Source organism: Streptomyces sp. DSM 42067, from assembly GCF_055792885.1.
This window is the reverse complement of record NZ_CM147706.1, coordinates 2,034,809-2,057,452: the sequence shown is the minus strand read 5'-3', so window position 1 is coordinate 2,057,452 and position 22,644 is coordinate 2,034,809. Positions and strand designations below refer to the sequence as shown.

At 68.4% G+C, this 22,644-nt stretch carries 27 protein-coding genes; 18 read left to right on the top strand and 9 right to left on the bottom strand.

The window, feature by feature from the left end; genetic code table 11:
• Complete coding sequence (locus ACSMXV_RS09795; protein ID WP_473177289.1) at window positions 1–540, top strand: arginine repressor; 540 nt, start codon at window positions 1–3, stop codon at window positions 538–540.
• A 97-nt stretch (window positions 541–637) separates the two neighbouring features.
• Here ACSMXV_RS09795 and ACSMXV_RS09790 read toward each other — a convergent pair whose 3' ends face one another.
• Entirely contained in the window at window positions 638–1,603 is a 966-nt protein-coding gene (locus ACSMXV_RS09790; RefSeq protein ID WP_473177288.1) for a bile acid:sodium symporter family protein, read from the bottom strand.
• Window positions 1,604–1,820: 217 nt separating this feature from the next.
• Here ACSMXV_RS09790 and ACSMXV_RS09785 point away from each other — a divergent pair, with 217 nt between their 5' ends.
• The 5 genes from ACSMXV_RS09785 to ACSMXV_RS09765 all read left to right on the top strand — a co-directional run bounded on the left by ACSMXV_RS09785 (window position 1,821) and on the right by ACSMXV_RS09765 (window position 3,940).
• The gene (locus ACSMXV_RS09785) at window positions 1,821–2,300 is read left to right on the top strand and encodes a TreTu family toxin (RefSeq protein WP_473177287.1); all 480 of its coding nucleotides are present in this window, start codon (window positions 1,821–1,823) and stop codon (window positions 2,298–2,300) included.
• Complete coding sequence (locus ACSMXV_RS09780; protein WP_473177286.1) at window positions 2,300–2,626, top strand: immunity protein TriTu family protein; 327 nt, start codon at window positions 2,300–2,302, stop codon at window positions 2,624–2,626. Before ACSMXV_RS09785 ends, ACSMXV_RS09780 begins: the two co-directional genes overlap by 1 nt.
• Window positions 2,627–2,796: 170 nt before the next feature.
• Complete coding sequence (locus tag ACSMXV_RS09775) at window positions 2,797–2,940, top strand: hypothetical protein (protein WP_473177285.1); 144 nt, start codon at window positions 2,797–2,799, stop codon at window positions 2,938–2,940.
• Complete coding sequence (locus ACSMXV_RS09770) at window positions 2,937–3,302, top strand: hypothetical protein (RefSeq protein WP_473177284.1); 366 nt, start codon at window positions 2,937–2,939, stop codon at window positions 3,300–3,302. Before ACSMXV_RS09775 ends, ACSMXV_RS09770 begins: the two co-directional genes overlap by 4 nt.
• A gap of 473 nt (window positions 3,303–3,775) precedes the next feature.
• Entirely contained in the window at window positions 3,776–3,940 is a 165-nt protein-coding gene (locus ACSMXV_RS09765; protein WP_473177283.1) for a hypothetical protein, read from the top strand.
• Window positions 3,941–4,067: 127 nt separating this feature from the next.
• On the opposite strand, the gene ACSMXV_RS09760 is transcribed toward ACSMXV_RS09765, so the two are convergent.
• The 4 genes from ACSMXV_RS09760 to ACSMXV_RS09745 all read right to left on the bottom strand — a co-directional run bounded on the left by ACSMXV_RS09760 (window position 4,068) and on the right by ACSMXV_RS09745 (window position 8,156).
• Window positions 4,068–4,616, bottom strand: coding sequence for an N-acetyltransferase (locus ACSMXV_RS09760; protein WP_473177282.1), 549 nt, complete (start codon window positions 4,614–4,616; stop codon window positions 4,068–4,070).
• Window positions 4,617–4,618: 2 nt separating this feature from the next.
• Window positions 4,619–5,890, bottom strand: coding sequence for a hypothetical protein (locus ACSMXV_RS09755; protein WP_473177281.1), 1,272 nt, complete (start codon window positions 5,888–5,890; stop codon window positions 4,619–4,621).
• Window positions 5,891–6,857: 967 nt separating this feature from the next.
• A complete protein-coding gene (locus ACSMXV_RS09750; RefSeq protein ID WP_473177280.1) occupies window positions 6,858–7,565 on the bottom strand; it encodes a L,D-transpeptidase family protein in 708 nt (235 codons plus the stop codon).
• A 3-nt stretch (window positions 7,566–7,568) separates the two neighbouring features.
• On the bottom strand, window positions 7,569–8,156 hold the full coding sequence (locus tag ACSMXV_RS09745; protein WP_473177279.1) for a pyridoxamine 5'-phosphate oxidase family protein: 588 nt from the start codon (window positions 8,154–8,156) through the stop codon (window positions 7,569–7,571).
• Window positions 8,157–8,252: 96 nt separating this feature from the next.
• On the opposite strand from ACSMXV_RS09745, the gene ACSMXV_RS09740 reads away from it, so the two are divergent.
• From ACSMXV_RS09740 to ACSMXV_RS09725, 4 genes are all read left to right on the top strand, one after another.
• The gene (locus ACSMXV_RS09740) at window positions 8,253–8,627 is read left to right on the top strand and encodes a DUF488 domain-containing protein (protein WP_181657261.1); all 375 of its coding nucleotides are present in this window, start codon (window positions 8,253–8,255) and stop codon (window positions 8,625–8,627) included.
• Window positions 8,628–8,816: 189 nt separating this feature from the next.
• The gene (locus ACSMXV_RS09735) at window positions 8,817–10,013 is read left to right on the top strand and encodes an argininosuccinate synthase (RefSeq protein WP_473177278.1); all 1,197 of its coding nucleotides are present in this window, start codon (window positions 8,817–8,819) and stop codon (window positions 10,011–10,013) included.
• Between the two features lie 143 nt (window positions 10,014–10,156).
• The gene (argH, locus tag ACSMXV_RS09730; protein WP_473177277.1) at window positions 10,157–11,584 is read left to right on the top strand and encodes an argininosuccinate lyase; all 1,428 of its coding nucleotides are present in this window, start codon (window positions 10,157–10,159) and stop codon (window positions 11,582–11,584) included.
• Window positions 11,585–11,681: 97 nt separating this feature from the next.
• Window positions 11,682–12,653 (top strand): aldo/keto reductase, encoded by a 972-nt coding sequence (locus tag ACSMXV_RS09725; protein WP_473177276.1) that lies wholly within the window; start codon window positions 11,682–11,684, stop codon window positions 12,651–12,653.
• A gap of 19 nt (window positions 12,654–12,672) precedes the next feature.
• Here ACSMXV_RS09725 and ACSMXV_RS09720 read toward each other — a convergent pair whose 3' ends face one another.
• Together ACSMXV_RS09720 and ACSMXV_RS09715 are read right to left on the bottom strand one after the other, a co-directional pair.
• Window positions 12,673–13,185 carry an HAD domain-containing protein gene (locus tag ACSMXV_RS09720; protein ID WP_473177275.1) on the bottom strand — a complete coding sequence of 171 codons (513 nt, stop codon included), beginning with the start codon at window positions 13,183–13,185 and terminating at the stop codon, window positions 12,673–12,675.
• 83 nt (window positions 13,186–13,268) lie between these two features.
• Window positions 13,269–13,940, bottom strand: a complete 672-nt coding sequence (locus ACSMXV_RS09715) for a lysophospholipid acyltransferase family protein (protein ID WP_181657403.1) — start codon at window positions 13,938–13,940, stop codon at window positions 13,269–13,271.
• A gap of 342 nt (window positions 13,941–14,282) precedes the next feature.
• On the opposite strand from ACSMXV_RS09715, the gene ACSMXV_RS09710 reads away from it, so the two are divergent.
• The 3 genes from ACSMXV_RS09710 (at window position 14,283) to ACSMXV_RS09700 (ending at window position 16,601) form a co-directional block, all read left to right on the top strand.
• The gene (locus tag ACSMXV_RS09710) at window positions 14,283–15,461 is read left to right on the top strand and encodes a glycerophosphodiester phosphodiesterase (protein ID WP_473177274.1); all 1,179 of its coding nucleotides are present in this window, start codon (window positions 14,283–14,285) and stop codon (window positions 15,459–15,461) included.
• Between the two features lie 74 nt (window positions 15,462–15,535).
• The gene (locus tag ACSMXV_RS09705; protein WP_473177273.1) at window positions 15,536–16,057 is read left to right on the top strand and encodes an RNA polymerase sigma factor; all 522 of its coding nucleotides are present in this window, start codon (window positions 15,536–15,538) and stop codon (window positions 16,055–16,057) included.
• Window positions 16,058–16,097: 40 nt separating this feature from the next.
• Complete coding sequence (locus tag ACSMXV_RS09700) at window positions 16,098–16,601, top strand: GNAT family N-acetyltransferase (RefSeq protein ID WP_473177272.1); 504 nt, start codon at window positions 16,098–16,100, stop codon at window positions 16,599–16,601.
• 43 nt (window positions 16,602–16,644) lie between these two features.
• Here the strand turns inward: ACSMXV_RS09700 and ACSMXV_RS09695 are convergent, their stop codons facing one another.
• A complete protein-coding gene (locus ACSMXV_RS09695) occupies window positions 16,645–17,022 on the bottom strand; it encodes a hypothetical protein (RefSeq protein WP_473178874.1) in 378 nt (125 codons plus the stop codon).
• A gap of 76 nt (window positions 17,023–17,098) precedes the next feature.
• Window positions 17,099–17,458, bottom strand: coding sequence for a hypothetical protein (locus ACSMXV_RS09690; protein WP_473177271.1), 360 nt, complete (start codon window positions 17,456–17,458; stop codon window positions 17,099–17,101).
• Window positions 17,459–18,080: 622 nt separating this feature from the next.
• On the opposite strand from ACSMXV_RS09690, the gene ACSMXV_RS09685 reads away from it, so the two are divergent.
• The 5 genes from ACSMXV_RS09685 (at window position 18,081) to ACSMXV_RS09665 (ending at window position 22,590) form a co-directional block, all read left to right on the top strand.
• Window positions 18,081–19,115: a methionine ABC transporter ATP-binding protein gene (locus ACSMXV_RS09685; protein WP_473177270.1), complete on the top strand. Its 1,035-nt coding sequence runs from the start codon at window positions 18,081–18,083 to the stop codon at window positions 19,113–19,115.
• Window positions 19,112–19,906 carry a methionine ABC transporter permease gene (locus ACSMXV_RS09680; RefSeq protein WP_473177269.1) on the top strand — a complete coding sequence of 265 codons (795 nt, stop codon included), beginning with the start codon at window positions 19,112–19,114 and terminating at the stop codon, window positions 19,904–19,906. The genes ACSMXV_RS09685 and ACSMXV_RS09680 overlap by 4 nt, the downstream gene beginning before the upstream one ends.
• A 140-nt stretch (window positions 19,907–20,046) precedes the next feature.
• The gene (locus tag ACSMXV_RS09675; protein WP_473177268.1) at window positions 20,047–20,880 is read left to right on the top strand and encodes a MetQ/NlpA family ABC transporter substrate-binding protein; all 834 of its coding nucleotides are present in this window, start codon (window positions 20,047–20,049) and stop codon (window positions 20,878–20,880) included.
• Window positions 20,881–20,910: 30 nt separating this feature from the next.
• Window positions 20,911–21,741 (top strand): MetQ/NlpA family ABC transporter substrate-binding protein, encoded by an 831-nt coding sequence (locus tag ACSMXV_RS09670; protein ID WP_473177267.1) that lies wholly within the window; start codon window positions 20,911–20,913, stop codon window positions 21,739–21,741.
• Window positions 21,742–21,945: 204 nt separating this feature from the next.
• Window positions 21,946–22,590 carry a GNAT family N-acetyltransferase gene (locus ACSMXV_RS09665; RefSeq protein WP_181657248.1) on the top strand — a complete coding sequence of 215 codons (645 nt, stop codon included), beginning with the start codon at window positions 21,946–21,948 and terminating at the stop codon, window positions 22,588–22,590.
• The last annotated feature ends 54 nt before the right edge of the window (window positions 22,591–22,644 follow it).

Sequence of the window (22,644 nt, the reverse complement as noted above, 5' to 3'; positions counted from 1 at the left end):
ATGAGTCAGGCGCAGGACAACGAGCACGCAGCCGGGCCTGCCGTGCCGCAGACCCGCACCGCCCGCCACCGCCGGATCGTGGACATCCTGAACCGGCAACCGGTGCGCTCCCAGAGCCAGTTGGCGAAGCTCCTCGCCGACGACGGGCTGAGCGTCACCCAGGCGACGCTCTCCCGCGACCTGGACGAGCTCAACGCGGTGAAGATCCGCAACACCGACGGCGACCTCATCTACGCGGTGCCCAGCGAGGGCGGTTTCCGCACCCCGCGGGCGCCGCTGGGCGAGTCGGCGAAGGAGGAGCGGATGCGGCGGCTCTCCGCGGAGTTGCTGATCTCGGCGGAGGCTTCGGCGAACCTCGTCGTCCTGCGTACGCCGCCGGGCGCGGCCCAGTTCCTGGCGTCGGCCATCGACCAGGCCGAACTCCACGACATCCTCGGCACGATCGCGGGTGACGACACCCTGCTGCTGATCAGCCGTAATCCGACGGGTGGTCAGGCGCTGGCGGACCATCTGCTGCGGCTGGCGCAGAACCACCACTAGGCCTGGCTGGGCGGTTTTTGAGTCGGACGTAGGGGCCGGCGGTCTTCGTAGACCGCCGGCCCCTACGTCGTTGTGGCTCAGGGCCACGCCCTCGCCGTCACACCCGCTCTGCCCGCCGCGTCCGATGCGACATCCACGCCGCGACCACCGCGCCCGAGACGTTGTGCCACACCGAGAACACCGCGGCCGGCAGCGCGGCCAGCGGGCTGAAGTGGGCTGTGGCGAGCGACGCGGCGAGGCCGGAGTTCTGCATGCCGACCTCGAAGGCCATCGCCCGTGAGGCGGGCTCGCCGAGCCGGGCGACCCTTCCGGCGCCGTAACCCAGCGCCAGACCCAGGCCGTTGTGCAGCACGACGGCCGCGAACACCACCAGCGCCGCCGACTTGATCGCCGCCGCGCTGCCCGCCACGACGACCGCCACGATCACGGCGACCGTCGCGGCCGACAGCCACGGCAGCAGGCCGAGCACCCGGTTCACGTACCGGCCGAGCAGCAACCGCACGACGAGACCGCCGAGGACCGGCAGGAGCACGGTCTTGAGGATGTCGGTGACCATCGCACCCGCCTCCACCGGCAGGTACTCGCCCGCGAGCAGGAGCGTCAGCGGAGGCGTGACCAGCGGGGCGACCAGGGTCGAGACGGTCGCCACGGAGACCGACAGGGCCACGTCGCCGCGTGCGAGATAGGCCACCACGTTGGACGCGGTGCCGCTCGGGGCACAGCCGACCAGGATCACGCCCGCCGCCAGCTGCGGGGAGAGGTCGAGTGCGTGGGCGATCAGCCACCCCAGCCCAGGCATGATCACGTAGTGGGCCACCAGGCCCAGCGCCACCGCCCACGGCCGCTTCACGACACCCTGGAAGTCGGCGACCGACATCGTCAGGCCCATGCAGAACATGACGACACCGAGGAGGTACGGCACGTTCGTCTTCCAGCCGGCGAGGGCGTCGGGCACGGCGAGGCCGACGGCGCCGGCGAGCAGCACGAGTACGGGGAAGACGGTGACGGCTCGCCGTGCGGCACGATCGGTGCCCGAGGACTCCGTCACGGCGTCCGTGGTCATGACATGTTCAGTATGCACCTAGTTATGCAAACGCCGGGCGAACGGGACTGCAACAGCGTCTCGCGATGTGATCAAGCGCCTGGCCGCGCCCGGGCCCACGCTCATGCCGGACCGGCCCCGCCGACGGGGGTGGACCAGTTCTGATCTGTTCGATTGGGCTGCAGATGCGCTAGGGCTCCGTGCCGAATGGGCAGCCTGCGATGGCGGAAATTCCCTATTGGGGTACAGCATCTACGCTCTTGCTGTTTTCGCCACATTGAAAGACGGAAGCAATTCGAATGGAAGTGGCGGGAAGCGCGGAAATGGTAAGAAGGAGAAGGGCGATGATAGCGCAGATGCTCAGGCGAAGGGCAAGAAGAAGGGAGACGACGATGATGATTTGGTCCGTGTAGGTCGATGGATGTCACAGGATGAGTACGACAAGATGGTGCGGACCGGGATGGTGCAAGAGGGAGCTGGTGGCACGACGTACGTGGCAAGCCCCGCTGACCCGGCGGCATATCGCCGTCAGGCCGCACCGGGCACGGGTTATGTGGAGTTCGATGTTCCTAGTAGTTCCTTGTATCCGGCGGGCGAGCCGGGGTGGGCACAGATTCCAGGGCCGAACTCAATGCATGCCCGTCTTGCGGTTCGCCGTGGGGAGCCACGGCCAGAGTTTCCGGCTGCGGCGAACATCGAGTGGATCATGGAGAAGTGATGAGTGACCGTGGAATCCTGCTCCCAGCGCTGCGCGCCTGGACCTCTCGATGGGCAAAGGATGTTGCGCCCGAGGGGATCAAGATGCAACTGGACGACTCGCGATCGCAGTGGGAGAAAGCCAGTGCAACCCTGGTACTGGAAAGCTCAAGAGTTCTCAGTCAGCTCACGTTGTGGGAAACGGGAGAGGCCGAACTCGAGCGTGCCGATATTGCTACTGGTCGCGTAGAGTCCGAGCACTGGGGGCTGGTATCGGTTGATGACCTGCATCAGCTCCTTGCCGAGTTGGTTCGCTGGCAGCGTGCGGGCGGTGCAGGGCGATCATGAAGGCAACCGCGTGCAGTCCGTGATGAACGGCGAAGTACCCTGGCCTCGTTGATGAGGTCAACGTTCCGGTCAGTCGTGCGGACGGATCCACGCTGACCGACTTCGACATCGAGCTTAAGAACGCGGTCATTCAGGTAAAGGCAGGCCCGGGAAAGGGTGCGGGAGCCCAGGTGACGCGCACACAGCAGGGAACGGACAAACCGTTGATCGTTTACGGCCCGAAGCTACGGCCGAGCATCGTGAAGGAAGTGAATATCCGAGGTGGAATCGGTGTCACTTCGCTCGACGACCTGATGGCGGTGGTCGCGCCGTGAATTCGCTGATCCTGTGTGTGCCGAGTGACGTGACCATCCGGGATGTTCGAGACCAATTGCTCGATCGCGGGATTCCCGTGGACTTCAGGGACGGCCGGGTCACGGTGTCGCACGAAGGGTCCGTTGCGTGGGTCGAACCGGACTTGGAAGGCGAGTTGGACCGCGAGTACGACCTGGACGAGCGTGCGCTGATAGAAAGCCTCATCGGGGACTGGGGCGGTTTTGTCGTCGATTACCGGACCATTGAGGCCGCGGATGTTGTCGTGGCCGCGATGTGTACACGGTGGCCCTGTGTGGTGGACGACGATGATGAATTCATCGGTTTGGGGGAAGAGTACCTCGAGCGCCGAACCCAGGGGTAACACAAAGTTTGAAGGCAAAGCACAAGCGGATGCGCGCGGGGTGGCGAAATGCCTCACTTCGGGCAGTCCTGTCGACTCTCGTTGGGGGTACGGGGAGTATCTGAAGATGTCGCCAAGTCTGTATAAGTCATAGGGGGGCAGGTAATGGATTCCTTCTGGCTGACGTCCGCCGACGTCCCAATGCTTACGGAATCAAGGGTGGTTATCGGGAGTATGTTGCCTTTGTGAACGGTGCTAATTCTGCATCCGACGGGGTTCTGCTTGATGGGTTCTCTACTCACCTGGCCAAGAAGTTAGGTGAGGGTGGAAATCTCTATTGGGCGCTGCTTGTGGTGAGGTTGGCGCTCGCGCCCCGTACAATTCGAGACATTGATGAAATTGGAGAGAGCGAAGAGAGTGAGGTTAGTGATCTTCTTTTCCGTGAGCTCGCCGAGTTTCTGGCGCACCGTGCCCATGAGTGATCCTCGGCAGGTATGTCCGACGACAACGGCGAGTACTGGGTCGTCACCACCACCAACGGCACCCCGTACGTCTTCGGCAAGCACAAGCTGCCCGGCCGGCGCTCGGACAACCCGGCCACCGCCGACACCGTGGACCCCGACCCCACGACCGACACGCTCTACTTAGGCTGCGCTTGATGCGGCGCCGTATTTGCCGCCGCGGGCGGTGACGGGGCAGAAGGTCGTGGTCGCAGGCGCGGTGGTCGACGCGGATGCGGCGTTCGACGATGGTCCGATTCATTTGCGCTGTGGCGAGGCGGCGGCGTCAGCTCCCCGGCATCCTGGGCAAGACCATCGCGTCGTACAGGGGCGCGTCGGGGAACGGCAGCACCTCGCCAAACCATTCGTAGCCCCAGGCCTCGTACAGGGCGCGCACCTTCGGGTGGTCCCGTTCGACGAGCAGAGTTACCCGCTCCTCTGGTCGGCCACGCAGGAGCTCGTCGTGGATCTGCTGCGCCGCGCCAGTGCCGCGGACCTTGTCGACGATCATGAGCTCGGACAGAGCGAAGGTGCGCGCCCCCGTCTCAACCGTGGCGCCCTCGGCAACGGGTGTGCGGAGCCCGTTCCACCAGCGGGTGTCGGCCTGCAGCGTGCAGCCGTAGGCGTAGCCGACCGGGGTGTCCTCGAGGTAGCCGACGACTGCGGCGAAGCCGGGCACCTCGGTGTTCCAGCCGAGCCGCTCATCGAATCGGGCGACGCTGTGGAACTCCTCGCCAAGCCGGTCGGCGTAGATCTCCGCGTACACGTCGAGCAGTTGCTGCCGGATGTCACCAAGCCCGGTTGCGTCCCTGCGTTCCAGTCGCAGCCCGTCCACGCTCACGCTCCCGTCTGTCGCGTCTGCTTGAGGAAGTCTGCCGCCGCGGGTACGTGCGCGCGGCGCCGCATCTGGTGCCGCAGGTCGTCGAGCTTTCCCCGGATCCGATCGCTCTGCACCCGGCCAGCTATGGCGACCGCCTGCCCGGCCTCAGCCACGGCATGCTCGATGTCCCCTCCATCGAGGAGTGCCTGCGCGCGTTGGACGGTGTAGTAGACGCGGTTGCGTTCGAAGCGGGGCTCGAGAAGGTCAAGCGCGGAAGCGGTGAGTTGCTGCGCCCGCTGATGCCGGCCGAGTGCCTGGTGTGCGGCCCCGGCAAGGCCCATGAGCTCTGCGGGCGTGAGGAACGACAGCCACGCCGCAGGCTCGCCCCGGGCCCGGTCGTAGACCGTCTCCGCGCAGGCGAGAGAGCGCTCCGCGCGCGTGCGGTCGCCGGTACGGGCGTGTCCGACAGCCTGCCTGCAGTGCAGCAGCGCCATGAGCCACGGGTCGCTCTTCGCCTGGCGGGTGTCGACGGCGGCCCGGCCGATCCGCAACGCCTCCTGATCACGGTTGAGGAGCCGGGCCTGCATCGCGAGATTCGACCAGACGCGGGCCTGCAGCATGCCGTCGCCGGCGAGCATGCCCGCCTGCAGTGCCTCGTTGTACAGGCCGGTAGCGTCTTCCTGCCGTCCGGCGTCGTAGGCGAACCAGCCTGCGGAGGCCGCGAGATCACCGGCCGCCGAGTACAGGGCGCGTTCGACCCGCTCGCCGTAGGTGCAGTGATTGAGCACATGGTGCACCCGGCGTAGCGCCTGCGCGGCAACCTCGTGCAGGGCTCCCCCGCCTAGGGCGTGGTCGTGGTTGTACAGGGCCGGGACGATCGCGCGGATCCGCTCCACATCCCCTGTACCGAGGCGGCCGGCGGAGGGAATGGCGTCCAGGCCAAGGGCAGCGGCCAAGCCGACCGCGATGAACTCTCGTCGTCGCACGGGGCGCGGCTCCTTCACGGGCGCCGCCCGCCGGGGCATGGGTGGTACGCGTGATGACTTACGCGGGGCGAAGCCCATCGCCTCCGGACTCCGGCCGAAGACTTCCTGAAGGGGCAGAAGGTAGCGGGACCACGGCCATTGCACGTCGCCCGCGATCCAGCGGCGGACATGCCGGTCGGTGCAGTTGGTCGGCTTGCCGAACATCTCCTCAGCGGTCTGGTTGACCTCGTCGGCGAGTTGCTGGTGGGTGTAGCCGAACTCGATCAGTAACGCCTCAAGCTTGGTGTTCCGCTGCTGGGCCACGGACGTCCCCCATCATGTGCCTGCACCTCTCGACGGTAGCCTTACCGTCACTGAGCGCAAGGTAAAACTGTCCGGTCGCCTGTCGGTAACTCCGCGTGTTCTGTCCTGATGGGCAACCGGACACTTCCGGTTTTCTCGAAGTCATGAGCAGAGGACCCCAGGGAACTGACACAGCGACCGCGCAGGCCCATTCCGTGCCCCCGGCCAGAGGCTTGTCCGAGCAGCAGGTCCGAGGCGCGGCGTGCGTGTGGTGTGCGGTCGTTCTCGACAATGGCACGGCCGTCGACCTGGGCCCCTGGACAGTGACGGTCTTGGACGGCCACGCGACGTGGTTTCCGCGAGCCTGTCGTTGTTGCGCGGCCAACCGCACGTATCTGGCTCTGCTGGACCACATCCAGTCGTGCGAGCAGTGCGCAGACGACCAGTCGCAGTGTGAAGAAGGCGCAGCTCTGCGCGCTGCCGTGCGGCAGGCCCGGCGATGAGCGGGGACCGCTTGATCTGCTGCCGCTGCCAGAAGGAAATCACGCCCGGTGAGGCCTACGAGGCTCACGTGCACGACCGGCCTTCCGGACCACCGCTGATCAACTACAGCCACAAGCGGTCCTGCAAGCGCAGCTGAAGTTCATGAGGCGCCAGGCGCAGGCCTCGCCTCTAAGAGCTGCGGCACGCCGCATCGGAGCGCCAGCAACCCACCGCTCTCTTGAAAGGGGAAGGTATGGAAGCCTTCGAACGTGCTCGTCTCGACTCGTACTTCGCCCGCATAGCCGGGCAGTTCACACTGCCGGAACGGCCCGCGGCGTTCCTGATCACGCACCTTCTACCTGGTGTCGTGCGGTCCGCAGTCGGACCTGTCCGGGCGGAGGTTGCCATCGCGGTCGGAGGCGTCGTGGCGCTCCTGCTGGGTAAGGCGTCGTGGCGCGGCGCGGAGGCGTACACGCCTAGTGAGGCTTCACCCTCCGGACACCCGCTAGTAGCGAGTGATCGCAGTAGACCCGCTCTCCGTCCCGATGGCCATGTGCGGCCTGCGCCGCGGCTCGGCCCAGTCCAGGATCCGGCGCATCGCATCCGCGGAGACGGACACACAACCGGCCGTCGCGCCGCGCCCGTTCACGTGCAGGAAGATCCCGGCCCCACGCCCGCGCACGGGCCGGTCGTAGTTGAAGCCGATGACGAGCGCGTACGCGTACTCCGGGTCGTACGTGATCAGGTGCTCGGCCTGCGAGGCGCGGCAGTCGGCGGCGCGCGGCTCGGTCCAGCGGTTGTAGGACCGCGACCGGTTGTCCTGGCACCACCAGGAGTTCCGGTGCACGCGGCGGTACAGGGTGGTGGTGCCGACGGGCGCGCTCCGGATGCCGAAGGCGTACGGCAGGTCGTACAGCCCGGTGGGCGTGGTGTACGTGCCCTGTCTGCGCGAACCGCCCTCGGCCAGGCCCTTCGCACCGAACCGAGCCGGAGCGGAGCCGGTCTTCACCCAGCGTCCGCCGCGCAGATCCCACCAGACGACGGTTCCGGTCGTCGAGGTGGTGCGCGCGGCCTGTGCGGTGATCAGCTGGGTGCCGCCGCCGGTGTCCGCCATCCGCTCGGGCAGGGGCTCCTCGACGGCGCGCGGGGCGGCGCCGAGGGTTACGAGGGTGAGCAGGGCAGCGGACGCTAGGGCGACGACACCGGGACGCATGCCTCAGACCGTACTGGGCGGCAACGGCAACGGCAGCCCTGGTAGGCCGTCCAGACTAGTCGTCACATGGTCCTTCTTCGCGAAGTACTCGCTGAGGGACGCGTCGTCCTCGCGCGCGAAGCGCTTGCCGTGCAGATCGCGGTCTGCGTCGTACGTCATGAGGGGGACGGCGAATCCGCACGAGTCGCGGACGAGGTCCGCCGTCACCACGATGATCGCGCGCAGCCCGTGCTGTCCGGGATCGATGTCCGGGAAGTGGGTGAGCAGTTCGGGGAAGCGCGGGTCGTCGCGGAAGACGGCCTCGCCGCGGCCGTGCACCCGGACGATGTTCGGCGGTCCCTGGAAGGCGCACCACATGAGGGTGATGCGGCCGTTCTCGCGGAGGTGGGCGACGGTCTCGGCGTTGCTGCCCGCGAAGTCGAGATACGCCACGGTCTGTTCGTCGAGCACGGCGAGGGAACCGCTGAGGCCCTTGGGGGAGAGGTTCACCGTGCCGTCGCCCGAGAGCGGCGCGGTCGCGGTGAAGAAGAGAGGCTGAGCCTCGATGAAGGAGCGGAGCCTGCCGTCGATGCGGTCATAGGTCTTTCCCATATCCAGTGAGTATCGTCCGCGATACTTCGAGTGTCTAACGAAATGAAGGGCTCCGTTTCGGCTCGCGACGCCGGTGCCCGGCTGGACGATGGAGACATGGTCCGGAAATCCCGTAAGTCCGGCGCGGTGCGGATGCGTCGCGTCTACGACCCGGTCGAGGCCGAGGACGGCACCCGCGTCCTGGTCGACCGGCTCTGGCCCCGCGGTCTGTCGAAGGGCGCGGCCCGGCTCGATGCCTGGCTCAAGGAGGTGGCTCCCTCCGACGAGCTGCGGAAGTGGTACGGGCATGATCCCGAACGGCACGAGGAGTTCGTCGAGCGCTATGAGGCCGAGCTCGCCGATCCGGAGCGCGCGGCAGCCCTGGAGCAGCTGCGGGACCTGGCGGCGAAGGGGCCGGTGACTCTCCTGTCGTCCACGAAGGAGCTTCCGCTGAGCCACGTCCCTGTGATCGTTGAGGCGATGAGCGACTGAAGGCCCTGATCAGGCGCGTGAAGGCCCTGATCGGGCGCGCGAAGGCATCAGGCGCGTGAAGGCCCCGATCGGGCGCGTGAAGGCTCTGATCGAGCGCCCGGGTGCGGCCCGTGAACGGCGGAGATTGACGAAACATACGGACCAGTGCATACTCATGCATAACAGCGAATGCACTGTGAGGAGACACCCGTGACCGAGCGCGTCGTACTCGCCTACTCCGGCGGTCTTGACACCTCCGTCGCCATCGGCTGGATCGCCGAGGAGACGGGCGCCGAGGTCATCGCCGTCGCGGTCGACGTCGGCCAGGGCGGCGAGGACCTGGACGTCATCCGCAAGCGCGCGCTCGCCTGCGGTGCTGTCGAGGCCGAGGTCGCCGACGCCAAGGACGAGTTCGCCGACGAGTACTGCCTCCCGGCGATCAAGGCCAACGCCCTCTACATGGACCGCTACCCGCTTGTCTCCGCGCTCTCCCGGCCGACGATCGTCAAGCACCTCGTCGCCGCCGCCAAGAAGCACGGCGCCACCACGGTCGCCCACGGCTGCACCGGCAAGGGCAACGACCAGGTGCGGTTCGAGGCCGGCATCGTCGCCCTCGCCCCCGACCTCAAGTGCATCGCCCCGGTCCGCGACTACGCGATGACCCGCGACAAGGCCATCGCGTTCTGCGAGGAGAAGAACCTCCCGATCGCGACCACCAAGAAGTCCCCGTACTCCATCGACCAGAACGTCTTCGGCCGCGCCGTCGAGACCGGCTTCCTCGAGGACATCTGGAACGCGCCGATCGAGGACATCTACGAGTACACCGAGAACCCGGCCACGCCCCGCGAGGCCGACGAGGTGATCATCTCCTTCAAGGAAGGCGTCCCGGTCGCCATCGACGGCAAGCCCGTCACCGTCCTCCAGGCGATCCAGCAGCTCAACGAGCGCGCCGGCGCCCAGGGCATCGGCCGGATCGACATGGTCGAGGACCGGCTGGTCGGCATCAAGTCCCGCGAGGTCTACGAGGCCCCGGGCGCGATCGCGCTGATCACCGCCCACCAGGAGCTGGAGAACGTCACCGTCGAGCGCGAGCTGGCCCGCTACAAGCGGCAGGTCGAGCAGCGCTGGGGCGAGCTCGTCTACGACGGCCAGTGGTTCTCCCCGCTCAAGCGGGCCCTGGACGGCTTCATCAACGAGGCCAACCAGCACGTCAACGGCGACATCCGAATGACCCTGCACGGCGGCCGCGCCGTCGTCACCGGCCGGCGCTCCGAGTCGTCGCTGTACGACTTCAACCTCGCCACCTACGACACCGGCGACACCTTCGACCAGGCCGCGGCCAAGGGCTTCATCGACATCTACAGCCTGTCGTCGAAGATCGCGGCGCGGCGTGATCTGCAGGCATAGCCTGACGCAGACCTCGCCTGAACCCCTCCACGCGCTAGCGTGACAACCGCCTCCCCGTCCGTACGCGGTGGGGTGGGTGTCCCCCTGGCCCTCAAGGCCTCGGGGGAGGCCGCACATCCACACCCCTTTCGAGGAGCAGAGCAGTGAGCAGCAACACCGGTGACGTCCGGCTCTGGGGCGGACGGTTCGCCGACGGGCCCGCCGAGGCCCTCGCCAAGCTGTCGGCGTCGGTCCACTTCGACTGGCGGCTCGCGCCGTACGACATCGCCGGTTCGCGCGCCCACGCGCGCGTGCTGCACAAGGCCGGGCTGCTCACGGCCGACGAGCTGGAGCGGATGATCGCGGGCCTCGACCAGCTCGAGGCGGACGTGGCCGCAGGCGACTTCGTGGGCACCATCGCCGACGAGGACGTCCACACCGCGCTGGAGCGCGGCCTGCTGGAGCGCCTCGGCCCGGACCTGGGCGGCAAGCTGCGCGCCGGCCGGTCCCGCAACGACCAGGTCGCCACGCTCTTCCGCATGTACCTGCGCGACCACGCCCGGATCATCGGCGGCCTGATCGCCGACCTCCAGGAGGCGCTGTTCGGCCTCGCCGAGGCCCACCCGGACGTCGCCATGCCGGGCCGTACGCACCTCCAGCACGCCCAGCCGGTGCTCTTCGCGCACCATGTGCTGGCCCACGTTCAGTCGCTGACGCGGGACGCCGAGCGGCTGCGCCAGTGGGACGAGCGTACGGCCGTGTCCCCGTACGGCTCGGGCGCGCTCGCCGGTTCCTCGCTGGGCCTCGATCCGGAGGCCGTGGCGAAGGACCTCGGCTTCGAGCACGGGTCCGCCGCGAACTCCATCGACGGGACGGCCTCGCGCGACTTCGTCGCCGAGTTCGCGTTCATCACCGCGATGATCGGGGTCAACCTCTCCCGGATCGCGGAGGAGGTCATCATCTGGAACACGAAGGAGTTCTCCTTCGTCACGCTCCACGACGCCTTCTCCACCGGCTCGTCGATCATGCCGCAGAAGAAGAACCCGGACATCGCCGAGCTGGCGCGCGGTAAGTCCGGCCGTCTGATCGGCAACCTCACGGGCCTGCTTGCGACCCTGAAGGCCCTGCCCCTCGCGTACAACCGCGACCTGCAGGAGGACAAGGAGCCGGTCTTCGACTCCTGCGACCAGCTCGAGGTCCTGCTGCCCGCCTTCACCGGCATGATGGCGACCCTCACGGTCAACCGGGAGCGCATGGAGGAGCTCGCCCCGGCCGGCTTCTCGCTCGCCACCGACATCGCCGAGTGGCTGGTCAAGCAGGGTGTGCCGTTCCGTGTCGCGCACGAGGTCGCCGGTGAGTGCGTCAAGGAGTGCGAGGCGGGCGGCATCGAGCTCGACCAGCTCACCGACGAGCAGTTCGCCAAGATCTCGCCGCATCTGACCCCCGAGGTGCGGACCGTCCTCAACGTGCCGGGCGCGCTGGCGTCCCGCAACGGCCGCGGCGGCACCGCGCCCTCCGCGGTCGCCGTCCAGCTCACCGAGATCAAGGCCGACGTGGCCGCCCAGCAGCAGTGGGCCACCGCACGCAAGTAGGCCGTACGGCTTACTGAAGAACCCATCCGGGAGCCGCAAGGGCATCGCGGGTTACGTTGGTCGACAGCCGCAAGGAGCCGACCGAACGGAGCCCGCGATGCCCTTCTCCCGACTCGCTGCTGCCACCACTCCCACCTGCCACATCGGCCTCGGCCTGGCCGCCGTGGGCCGCCCGGGCTACATCAACCTCGGCCGCGACCAGGACCTCCCGCCCGTACGCAGCGTCGACGCGCTGCGCGCCCGCACCCACGAACTTCTCGACGCCGCATACGCGCAGGGCGTCCGCTACTTCGACGTGGCCCGGTCCTACGGCCGCTCCGAGGAGTTCCTCGCCGACTGGCTCCTCGCCCGCCCCGACATCACGGACGTCGTCGTCGGCAGCAAATGGGGCTACACGTACACGGCGGGATGGCGTACCGACGCCGAGGCGCACGAGGTCAAGGACCACAGCGTCGCGACATACGACCGGCAGCGCGCCGAAACCGCGCAGCTGCTCGGCGACCGGCTCGACCTGTACCAGATCCACTCCGTGACGCCGGACAGCCCGGCCCTCGAGGACAAGGAGCTGCACGCGCGCCTGGCCGAGCTGGCCGCCGAGGGCGTGACGGTGGGCCTGTCGACCAGCGGCCCGGCCCAGGCGGAGGCCATCCGCGCGGCCCTCGAGATCGAGGCCGGCGGCGAGCCGCTCTTCCGCACCGTCCAGGCGACGTACAACGCGCTGGAGACCTCGGCCGGCCCCGCACTCGCCGAGGCGCACGAGGCGGGGCTCACGGTCATCGTGAAGGAGGGCATGGCCAACGGCCGCCTCGCAGGCCCGCATGCGCCCGCGGTCCTGAACGCGGTCGCCGAGGAGACGGGCCTCGCCCCCGACGCGGTCGCCCTCGCCCTCGTCCTTCAGCAGCCGTGGGCCGGAGTCGTCCTCTCCGGAGCGGCCACCACGAACCAGCTCGCCTCGAATCTGCACGCGGCGGCCGTCGACCTCGACGCGGACCAGACGGCCCGGCTCGGCGATCTGGTCGAGGACCCCGAGACGTACTGGCAGCACAGGGCCCGGCTGCCCTGGAGCTGACGAACCCGGGGGTACCGGATCACGCCGTCAGGGCCTCCGCCCAGGAGGCGAGCGCGGTGAAGTGCTTCTGCGTCAGGCCGGTCCGCGGGTCGATCCACAGCAGCAGCGCGTCCGCGGGGTGATGGCGCTCGACCCAGTCCCGGTCCGCGTCCGTGACCTCGTCGTCGACCCAGGCGAAGGGCCGCCCCGCCGCGTACGCCACGATGTCCCGGGTCTTCCAGTACGTGCCGTCCTGCGAACCCCCGAACACCTCACGCCAGGCGACGTACGGCAGCCGGGGCAGCCCCAGATGGGGGCCGATCCACTCGTTGGCCTCGTCCATCCACGTGGTCGCCCAGACCAGGTCGTACGCCTCGGACAGATTCCGCAGCTCAGCGCCGTGCCCGGGATGGAGCAGGACGGGCAGAAACGGTGTCGCCGTCCACCCCTCCGGCCGGGTCAGATGAACCCCGTACCCCTCCGGCACGGGCCCGATCAGCGCCATGTACGGATTCAGCGGCCCGTCGATATCGAGGAACAGGAACGGCTTCATGGGACCAGCATCCCGTCCGCCTGCCGCTCCCGCTGTGGGTTGCGTCCGTCCGCCGCAGGCGGTAACCGGCCCCGGGGAACCGTTTACGCCGCCTTCGCCTTGGTCGCGTACATGTCCACGTACTCCTGCCCCGACAGCCGCATGACCTCAGCCATCACCGAGTCCGTCACGGCCCGCAGCACGTACCGGTCACGGTCCATGCCCTCGTACCGCGAGAACTCCATGGCCTCACCGAACCGCACCGTGACCCGCCCGGGCCGCGGCATCCCCGCACCTCCCGGCTGCAGCTTGTCCGTGCCGATCATCGCGAACGGCACCACCGGGGCCCCCGTCATCAGGGTCAGCCGCGCGATACCCGTACGGCCGCGGTAGAGCCGGCCGTCGGGGGAGCGGGTGCCCTCCGGGTAGATGCCGAAGATCCGGCCCTCCTCGAGCACGCGCCGGCCGGTCATCAGTGCCGCGACACCGCCGCTCGCACCGTCACGGTCCACCGGGATCATGCCGACGCCGGTGAAGAACCAGGCCATCAGGCGGCCCTTGAGGCCCTTGCCCGTGACGTACTCGTCCTTGCCGATGAAGACGACCTGGCGGTCGCAGACCAGCGGCAGGACGATCGAGTCGATGAACGTGAGGTGGTTCCCGGCGAGGATGACCGGGCCGGTGCCCGGGATGTGCTCGGCGCCCTCGACCCGTGGGCGGAACATCAGGCGCATGATCGGTCCGAGCACTGCCTTGATGAGCGCGAAGCGGGACAACGGGTCCTCCGGTGTCAAGGGTCGAGGGTGAGTCTCTGCAGGTGAGGACGATACTCGCGGGCCCCTGGTGGTTGCACACCGGGTTCACCGACTGGATACGCACTGTTGACCCATGTTTACCTGCAGTGGCGTGCCGTTGCACGGCCGACATCCCGTCGTCACGGTGTGACGGACATCGCGCCTTCTTCCTCCGCCAGCCGACCCTCCGTCAACTGGCAACGCTCGTACGACATCCAGCATCACCCGTGTGTTCCGCCCAAGGTCTCCCACGCGTCACACGAGGACACCTACGATCGATCCCGCTTTGGCAGGTGCAGGGCACCACAAGGGGAGGAGCGCTCAATGGCGACGCAGCGGACGCAGGGGTCGAAGGAGCAGCAGCCGGGAGCGGGCCCCGGCCGGCGTGCGGTACTGGGGGCCGCGGTCCTCGGCGCGGGCGGGGCCGTCGTCGGACTGCCCGGCACGGCCGCCGCCGCCGAACAGTACGGCGGCAGGGGCTACAAGGACCTCCCAGTGCCCACCGTCATCGCGCACCGCGGCGCCAGCGGCTACCGCCCGGAGCACACCTTCGGCGCGTACGAGCTGGCCCTCGACATGGGCGCCCACGTCGTCGAGGCGGGCGACCTGGTGCCCACCAAGGACGGGCACATCGTCTGCCGCCACGAGCCGGAGATCGGCGGCACCACGGACGTCGCGGACCACCCGGAGTTCGCCGACCGCAAGACCACCAAGGTCCTCGACGGGGTGTCCACCACCGGCTGGTTCACGGAGGACTTCACGCTCGCCGAGCTGAAGACCCTGCGCGCCAAGGAGCGCATCCCGGCCAACCGCCCGCACAACACGCTCTACAACGGCCGCTGGGAGATCCCCACCTTCGAAGAGGTGCTCCAGTGGCAGAATGAGCAGACCCGCAAGCGCGGCAGGCAGGTCTGGATCTACCCCGAGCTCAAGCACCCCACCTACTTCCGCAAGCTGGGCCTCGGCCTGGAGGAGCGGGTCGCCAGGCTGCTGCGCAAGTACGGCAAGGACAAGAGGAACTCGCCGGTCATCCTCCAGTCCTTCGAGCCGAGCAGCATCCAGCGCCTGGACAAGCTCGTCGACAACCCTCTCGTCGTGCTGCTGTCCTCGGCGAGCTCCCGCCCCTGGGACTTCGTCGAGGCGGGCGACCCGCGCACGGTCGCCGACCTCGTCAAGCCCGAGGGCCTGAAGTGGATCGCCTCCTACGCCCAGGGCATCGGGCCGACCCTCGACCTGATCATCCCGAGGGACACGACCGGCAGGCTCACCACGCCGACCACCCTGGTGGCGGACGCGCACGCGGAGGGGCTGATCCTCCACCCGTACACGATGCGCAACGAGAACCCCTTCCTGCCCGCGGACTTCAGGAAGGGCACGGACCCGGACGCCTACGGAGACGCCTTCGGCGCCTTCAAGACCTACTTCGCCACCGGCATCGACGGGGTCTTCACCGACAACCCCGACACCGGGCTGCTCGCCCACGGCGACTTCGTCAACGGCTGAGCGTTCCGCCCCTGATGGAATGACAGACGCCCGCCCCGGCAACCGCATGCCGGGCCGGGCGCGTTCTGCCCGGCATGACCCCCGCCACGCCGTACGACATGGTCGGCGCCCTGCGCCCCCTGCTTGCCGCCGAGGTATCGGCGGAAGCCGACGCCGGTACCGAGCCCGGCGACCTCGAACAGGCCGTCTGGCTGCGTCTCCTGGAGCACGTGGAGACCGAAGGCCCGCCCGGAGATCCGGCGTCCTGGCTGCGCGACGCGGTCCGCGCCGAAGCACACCGTCTCCGTCAGGTGACGCGGCACGAACTCCCGTACACCGCCGAGCCGGCCGACGACACACGGCCCGGCCCCGAACACCTCGCCCTGGCAGCCGCCCGGCGCCGTGCCCTGCGCAAAGCGGTGCGGGGGCTGTCCGGCCGCTGCGCCCGGCTGGTCGCGGCGCTGCTGTCGCCCCGCGACCTCACCTACCAGGAGATAGCGGGGGAGTTGGGTATCTCACAGGGCAGCCTTGGCCCGGAACGTTCCCGATGTCTGGGATGTCTACGCAGATTGCTGGCGGCGGAGGTTGCACCTCACGGCGCTCTGGGAAAAGAGTGAGGGACAACCGGCGGAGCAGGTGAGCGGGAGGCATGCACACATGGGCATGAGCGTGACCATCTCGGAGGCGACCGAGCAGGACGCCGAACAGATCCTCAAACTGCAGTACCTGTGCTACCAGAGCGAGGCCGAGCTGTACGGCGACTACTCCATCGAGCCGCTCACTCAGCCCCTCGCCTCCATCAAGGCCGAACTGCGCGACGGGAGCGTGCTGGTGGCGCGGCTCGGCGACGAGGTGGTGGCGTCGGTGCGCGCCACCGTGGCCACCGACGCAACGGCACACATCAACAAGCTGATCGTCCATCCGCGGATGCAGCGGCACGGCCTCGGCGGGCGGTTGCTGAACGCCATAGAGGAACGGCTCGGCGAGGACGGCACGGTACGGCGCTTCGAGCTCTTCACCGGCCACCGCAGCGAGGGCAATCTGCGGCTGTACCGCAAGCACGGGTACGCCCCCGTCGGCACCGAGCGCGTCCATGACCGGCTCACGATGGTGACGCTGTCCAAGGACGTGGAGGCGAACGCTTTCGTCGCCAGCGCCTGAGGGCGGGCTTTCGCTCGGCCGGCGAGGGCCGGCTTTCGCTCGGCTAGCTCTCAGCGCCCGTCGCCCCGCGAGCCCTGCGCAGCCAGAACATCGCGGTCACCGGCAGGAGCACCGGGATGAACAGATAGCCCATGCCGTAGTCCGACCAGACCGTGGCATCCGGGAAGGCGGACGGCTCCACCAGCGTCCACGTCCCCACGATCAGCACGCCCGCGAGCTCGGCGGCGCAGCACACCAGCGCCGCCCTGCGGGCCGTCTCCCCGCCGCGTACGAGCGAGTACGTGATGAAGCCGTACACGACGCCCGCGATCGCGGACAACGAGTACGCGAGCGGGGCGTGGTCGAACTCGGTCGCGATCTGGACGATCGAGCGCGACACCGCGCCGACCACCATCACGCCGTACAGCCACACCAGCAGCATGCCCGGGCCACTGATCAGCCGGGTGCGGGTCTTCTGCTGACCGGCCACGGTCCCGTTCTCCTCGGACACGGCCACCTCAGCCTCCCCAGATGTCGTAGAGCCGCACCTCGAGCACGACCAGCACCACGCCGCCCGCCGCCACCGTCACGGAACCCCAGCGGGTGCGCTCCGCCAGCGACATGAACCCCACGGCCGGAATGCACGCCAGCGCGCCCAGCAGATACCCCACGAAGATCGTCGTGCCCTGCTCCGGCTTCTCGCCGCGCACCAGCTGGACGATCCCGACGATCAGCTGGACGAGGGCGAGCAGCGACACCACGGCCATACCGATGAAGTGCCAGTCCTTGGTCGGCTGGTCACGATAGGCGGCGAAACCGCACCAGGCGGCCAGCGCGAGCGCGGCGACGCTGGTCGCGACCGTCAGGGCATCAAGCATGCGGCGAGCCTATTACGGTCCTGACGGCCCGATGCGGTCACCCCTGGGGTGCCTCCCGGCGGGCCACGTCCACCGGACGGCGATGGTGGCATTGACCACACCATGACCCGCACAGCGGCTTCCCGGACCCGCCGGGGCCATCGTCGTCGAAGCCGTTCCCGCCGCGTCCCCGCAGGTCATGCGCGGCGCTTCGGGGGGCGTCGCCGTGGCGGACCGGTGTCCAGCGCTGTCCGCTATTCGGACAGCACGCGCCGGTCCCCTCAATACGTCTGGTTTACTGGGTTCATGACCACGACGAGCTGCCGCACCCTTGCGACCGAGGCGATCACGACGCCCGGTGCTCGTTGTATGTGTCGAATGTGCGCCTTCTGAGGGCCCCAGCACCGCCGAGAGACTCGCGCCCCGAAGCGAGACTGCCCAGCCCATGTCCGTAGGTGACTGCACACGCTGATCCGCACGTCCTGACAGCAGCCTGCCACCACGCACGGACTGAGCCTGCCCCGCGCACACGCTTCTCCCCGGTTCCCATCGCCATGCGCGAGAACCGTGCCGCGTTCCGACCATGAATGCCCCGTGCCGGCCGCCATTTCGCGCCGCGCACTCGACAGTGACGGAAACACACGTGATCACCACATCGGGCCTCACCAAGGTCTACCGCTCACGCGGCCGCGAGGTGACCGCCCTCGACGGCGTCGACCTCCACGTCCGCGAAGGCGAGGTGTACGGCGTCATCGGCCAGAGCGGCGCCGGAAAGTCCTCGCTCATCCGCTGCGTCAACCTCCTGGAGCGTCCCACCGCCGGCACCGTGACCGTCGCCGGACAGGACCTCACCGCCCTGGCCGGCCGCGGCCCGCGCGCCGGCAAGGCCCTGCGCGAGGCCCGCAGCCGTATCGGCATGGTCTTCCAGCACTTCAACCTGCTGTCCTCACGCACCGTCCAGGACAACGTCGAGCTGCCCCTGGAGATCCTCGGTGTCTCCGGCAAGGAGCGCTCCCGCAAGGCCCTCGAACTCCTCGACCTGGTCGGCCTCTCCGACAAGGCGAAGGCCTACCCGGCCCAGCTCTCCGGCGGCCAGAAGCAGCGCGTCGGCATCGCCCGCGCCCTCGCCGGCGACCCGAAGGTGCTGCTCTCGGACGAGGCCACCAGCGCCCTCGACCCCGAGACGACCCGCTCCATCCTCCAGCTGCTGCGCGACCTCAACCAGCAGCTCGGTCTGACCGTCCTGCTCATCACGCACGAGATGGACGTCGTCAAGTCCATCTGCGACTCGGCCGCCCTCATGGAGAAGGGCCGGATCATCGAGTCCGGCACCGTCAGCGAGCTCCTTGCCACCCCCGGCTCGGAGCTGGCCGCGGCGCTCTTCCCGGTCAGCGGCGACGCCACCGGTGACGACCGCACCGTCGTCGACGTCACCTTCCACGGCGAGTCCGCGACACAGCCCGTGATCTCGCAGCTCTCCCGTACGTACAACATCGACATCTCGATCCTCGGCGCCGCGATGGACACCGTCGCCGGCAAGCAGGTCGGCCGCATGCGCATCGAACTGCCCGGCCGCTACGAGGACAACGTCGTGCCGATCGGCTTCCTGCGCGAGCAGGGGCTGCAGATCGACGTCCAGGGCGAGGAGCCCGTGCTGCTGAAGGAAGGTGCCAAGTGACCTGGTCGGAGATGCAGCCGCTGCTGTCCCAGGCGTGTTGGGACACGCTCTACATGGTCGGCTGGTCGACGCTCATCGCGATCGTCGGCGGCCTGCCGCTCGGCGTCCTGCTCGTCCTCACGGACAAGGGCGGGCTGCTGCAGAACACCGTCCTGAACAAGGTGATCGGGCAGATCGTGAACGTCGCGCGTTCGATGCCCTTCATCATCCTGATGGTGGCGCTGATGGGCTTCACCCGGTGGATCACCGGCACCACCATCGGCCGTGAGGCCGCGATCGTGCCGCTCGCGATCGGCGCCATCCCGTTCTTCGCACGGCTCGTCGAGACGGCTGTCCGCGAGGTGGACGGCGGCCTGGTCGAGGCCGTGCAGGCGATGGGCGGCAACACCTGGACCGTCGTACGCAAGGTCCTCGTGCCCGAGTCGCTGCCCTCGCTGATCTCCAGCGCCACCACGACCGTCGTCGCCCTCATCGGCTACTCGGCGATGGCCGGCACCGTCGGCGCGGGCGGCCTCGGCGACATCGCCATCCGCTACGGCTACCAGCGGTTCGAGACCGGGCTGATGTGGATCACCGTGGTGGTCCTCGCCGTGGTCATCTCCGTCATCCAGTTCGCCGGCGACTACGCCGCACGCGGGCTGCACCGGCGTGGCGGCCGCTCCGGATCCGCACCGAAGCTGAGGTTCCTCAAGACCGAGACCACGTCTGTCGGGGACACGCCCGCCGCCATCCCCGCCCAGGCCACGGAGGCCGACAGGGCCCCGGCGGCCGAGGTGACCAAGGTCCCCTGAGCCACGCAGGCCATAGCCACCTGGAGCCGCGCCCCCGGAGCCGGACGCCCGGCTCTCGGATTCGGAACCTTCGGTTCCTGTTTCAGACCCCCCGCCCACCCACGACGGGGTCGCACCACTCATGGAGAAAGGCACTTTTCGTGCGTAACACCGCCAAGATCACGACCGCCGTCCTCGCCGCCGGAGTCCTCACCTTCGGGCTCACCGCCTGCGGTTCGGACTCCGACTCGGGCGCCAAGGCCGACGCCTCCGAACCCCTGGTCGTCGCCGCCAGCCCGACCCCGCACGCCGAGATCCTCAACTTCGTCAAGGACAACCTGGCGAAGGACGCGGGCCTCGACCTCGAGGTCAAGGAGTTCACCGACTACGTCACGCCGAACACGGCGACCGAGGACGGGTCCGTGGACGCCAACTACTTCCAGAACCAGCCGTACCTCGACGACTTCAACAAGAAGAACGGCACCCACATCGTGCCCGTCGTGACGGTCCACCTGGAGCCGCTCGGCCTCTACTCGAACAAGATCAAGTCGGCCGACGACCTCAAGAGCGGCGCCACCATCGCCGTCCCGAACGACACGGTCAACGAGGCGCGTGCGCTCAAGCTCCTGGACGCGAACGGGATCATCACGCTCAAGGACGGCGTGGGCAACGAGGCGACCCCCAAGGACATCGCGAAGAACCCGAAGAACCTGAAGTTCAAGGAGCTGGAGGCGGCCCAGACCCCGCGCTCCCTGAACGACGTCGACGCCGCGGTGGTCAACGGCAACTACGCCATCGAGGCGGACCTCAAGCCGTCGGAGGACGCCCTGGTCCTGGAGTCCGCGGACAACAACCCCTACGGCAACTTCCTCGCCGTCAAGGAGGGCAACGAGTCGGACCCGCGCGTGAAGAAGCTGGCCAAGCTCCTCACGTCCGACGAGGTGAAGAAGTTCATCGAGGACAAGTACGCCGGCTCCGTCATCGCGTCGTTCTGAGCCCAGCCGAGCAACGGAGGCAGTCACACCATGCGCAAGACAGCGATCCCTGCCGCGGCCGCGGGCATAGCTCTGGCCCTCGGCCTGACGGCCTGCGGCTCGGGCTCCACGTCCGAGGGCGGTGACGACAAGGGCACCCTGGTCGTCGGCGCCACCGCGGTCCCGGCCGGCGAGGTCCTCTCGTACATCAAGGACAACCTCGCCGAGAAGAACGGCCTCGACCTGGAGATCAAGGAGTTCACGGACTACGTCCTCCCGAACACCGCGCTCAACGAGGGCACGCTCGACGCCAACCTGTACCAGAACAAGCCGTTCCTCGACGACTTCAACGAGTCCAAGGGCACGGACCTGGTCCCCGTCGTGCAGGCGTACCTGCCCCCCATGGGCGTGTACTCCAAGAAGGTCAAGGACGTCGCCGACCTCCCGGACGGCGCCACCGTCGGCGTACCCAACGACACCACCAACGAGGGCCGGGCGCTGAAGCTCCTCGCCGCCCAGGGCGTCATCGAGCTCAAGAAGGACGCGGGGACGGACGCTTCCCCGGCGGACATCGTGTCCAACCCGAAGAAGCTCGTGATCAAGGAGCTGGAGCCCGCTCAGCTGCCCCGCTCCCTGGACGACGTCGGCGCCGCCGTCATCAACAACAACTTCGCCCAGGACGCGGGCCTCAGCCCCACCGAGGACGCCATCCACCTGGAGTCCGCGGACAACAACCCGTACGCCAACATCCTCGCCGTCAAGAAGGGCGACGAGGACGACCCGCGGGTCGAGAAGCTGGTGAAGCTGCTCAAGTCGTCCGAGGTGAAGAAGTTCATCGAGGACAAGTACAAGGGCTCGGTCCTGCCGGTCACCGCCGGCTGAGTCCCGGTCGCCACCAGATCGCCACCATGGGGTCCGCTCCTGAACCGGAGCGGACCCCATGGTGCAGTTCTGCGCCGCGATGCTGCATGCTGGGGCATTCACACCAGGGCTTACGGTCAACAGGCTTACGGCCAAGAGGGCTTATGGTCTACCGGGCTCAAGGCTCTACCGGGCTTACGGTTCCTGACGGTTACGGAGCAGCGCATGACGACAGCCATCTCGGGGTTCCCCGACATCTCCATCAGCACGGAGCGGTTGGTACTGCGCCCGTTCGAGGAAGCGGACGTCCCCGCCCTCGCTGAGATGATGAACGACGAGCTCGTCACCGCCTGGACCTCCTTCCCCCATCCCTACACCGAGGCCGACGCCAGGGTGCTGATCACCGTGACGGCACCCGCCGAGCGAACCGAGGGCCGCGGCATCGTGCTCGCCGTCACCGAGTTCCTCACCCAGCGCCTGGTCGGCATCGTGCATCTGCACCACACCGACTGGCGGGTGCGCTCAAGTGAGATCAGTTACGTCATCGCACCCTGGGCCCGCGGTGAGGGCTATGCGTCCGAGGCGGCTCTCGCCACCGCCCAGTGGCTTTTCCACGACCAGAAGTTCGAGCGCCTGGAGCTGCGCACGGCGGCCGACAACACCGCGTCGCAGCAGGTCGCGCAGAAGATCGGCTGCATCAGCGAGGGCGTGCTGCGAGGCGCCTGGATAGCGCGCACCAGAACCGAGAGCGGCTGGACCGACGTCCGTACCGACCTCATCGTGTGGAGCCTCCTCCCGGAGGACCTGGACGGTGTCATCGACCAGCTCTCCGAAACGGGCGGTTTCACCGCGTTCTCCGACTGGTCCTGACCTGGCGCGCCAGCTCCCGCCACCTCCGAGAGCCGCCGGCCACGTCCACCAGGT

What these genes read in the sequence shown, in the direction of transcription:
- ACSMXV_RS09665 (WP_181657248.1), top strand. Translation starts at nt 21,946, where the DNA reads ATGACGACAGCCATCTCGGGGTTCCCCGACATCTCCATCAGCACGGAG.
- ACSMXV_RS09725 (WP_473177276.1), top strand. Translation starts at nt 11,682, where the DNA reads ATGCCCTTCTCCCGACTCGCTGCTGCCACCACTCCCACCTGCCACATC.
- ACSMXV_RS09740 (WP_181657261.1), top strand. Translation starts at nt 8,253, where the DNA reads ATGGTCCGGAAATCCCGTAAGTCCGGCGCGGTGCGGATGCGTCGCGTC.
- ACSMXV_RS09710 (WP_473177274.1), top strand. Translation starts at nt 14,283, where the DNA reads ATGGCGACGCAGCGGACGCAGGGGTCGAAGGAGCAGCAGCCGGGAGCG.
- ACSMXV_RS09795 (WP_473177289.1), top strand. Translation starts at nt 1, where the DNA reads ATGAGTCAGGCGCAGGACAACGAGCACGCAGCCGGGCCTGCCGTGCCG.
- ACSMXV_RS09790 (WP_473177288.1), bottom strand. Translation starts at nt 1,603, where the DNA reads ATGACCACGGACGCCGTGACGGAGTCCTCGGGCACCGATCGTGCCGCA.
- ACSMXV_RS09670 (WP_473177267.1), top strand. Translation starts at nt 20,911, where the DNA reads ATGCGCAAGACAGCGATCCCTGCCGCGGCCGCGGGCATAGCTCTGGCC.
- ACSMXV_RS09750 (WP_473177280.1), bottom strand. Translation starts at nt 7,565, where the DNA reads ATGCGTCCCGGTGTCGTCGCCCTAGCGTCCGCTGCCCTGCTCACCCTC.
- ACSMXV_RS09780 (WP_473177286.1), top strand. Translation starts at nt 2,300, where the DNA reads ATGAGTGACCGTGGAATCCTGCTCCCAGCGCTGCGCGCCTGGACCTCT.
- ACSMXV_RS09690 (WP_473177271.1), bottom strand. Translation starts at nt 17,458, where the DNA reads ATGCTTGATGCCCTGACGGTCGCGACCAGCGTCGCCGCGCTCGCGCTG.
- ACSMXV_RS09695 (WP_473178874.1), bottom strand. Translation starts at nt 17,022, where the DNA reads ATGCTGCTGGTGTGGCTGTACGGCGTGATGGTGGTCGGCGCGGTGTCG.
- ACSMXV_RS09700 (WP_473177272.1), top strand. Translation starts at nt 16,098, where the DNA reads ATGGGCATGAGCGTGACCATCTCGGAGGCGACCGAGCAGGACGCCGAA.
- ACSMXV_RS09720 (WP_473177275.1), bottom strand. Translation starts at nt 13,185, where the DNA reads ATGAAGCCGTTCCTGTTCCTCGATATCGACGGGCCGCTGAATCCGTAC.
- ACSMXV_RS09705 (WP_473177273.1), top strand. Translation starts at nt 15,536, where the DNA reads ATGACCCCCGCCACGCCGTACGACATGGTCGGCGCCCTGCGCCCCCTG.
- ACSMXV_RS09745 (WP_473177279.1), bottom strand. Translation starts at nt 8,156, where the DNA reads ATGGGAAAGACCTATGACCGCATCGACGGCAGGCTCCGCTCCTTCATC.
- ACSMXV_RS09765 (WP_473177283.1), top strand. Translation starts at nt 3,776, where the DNA reads ATGTCCGACGACAACGGCGAGTACTGGGTCGTCACCACCACCAACGGC.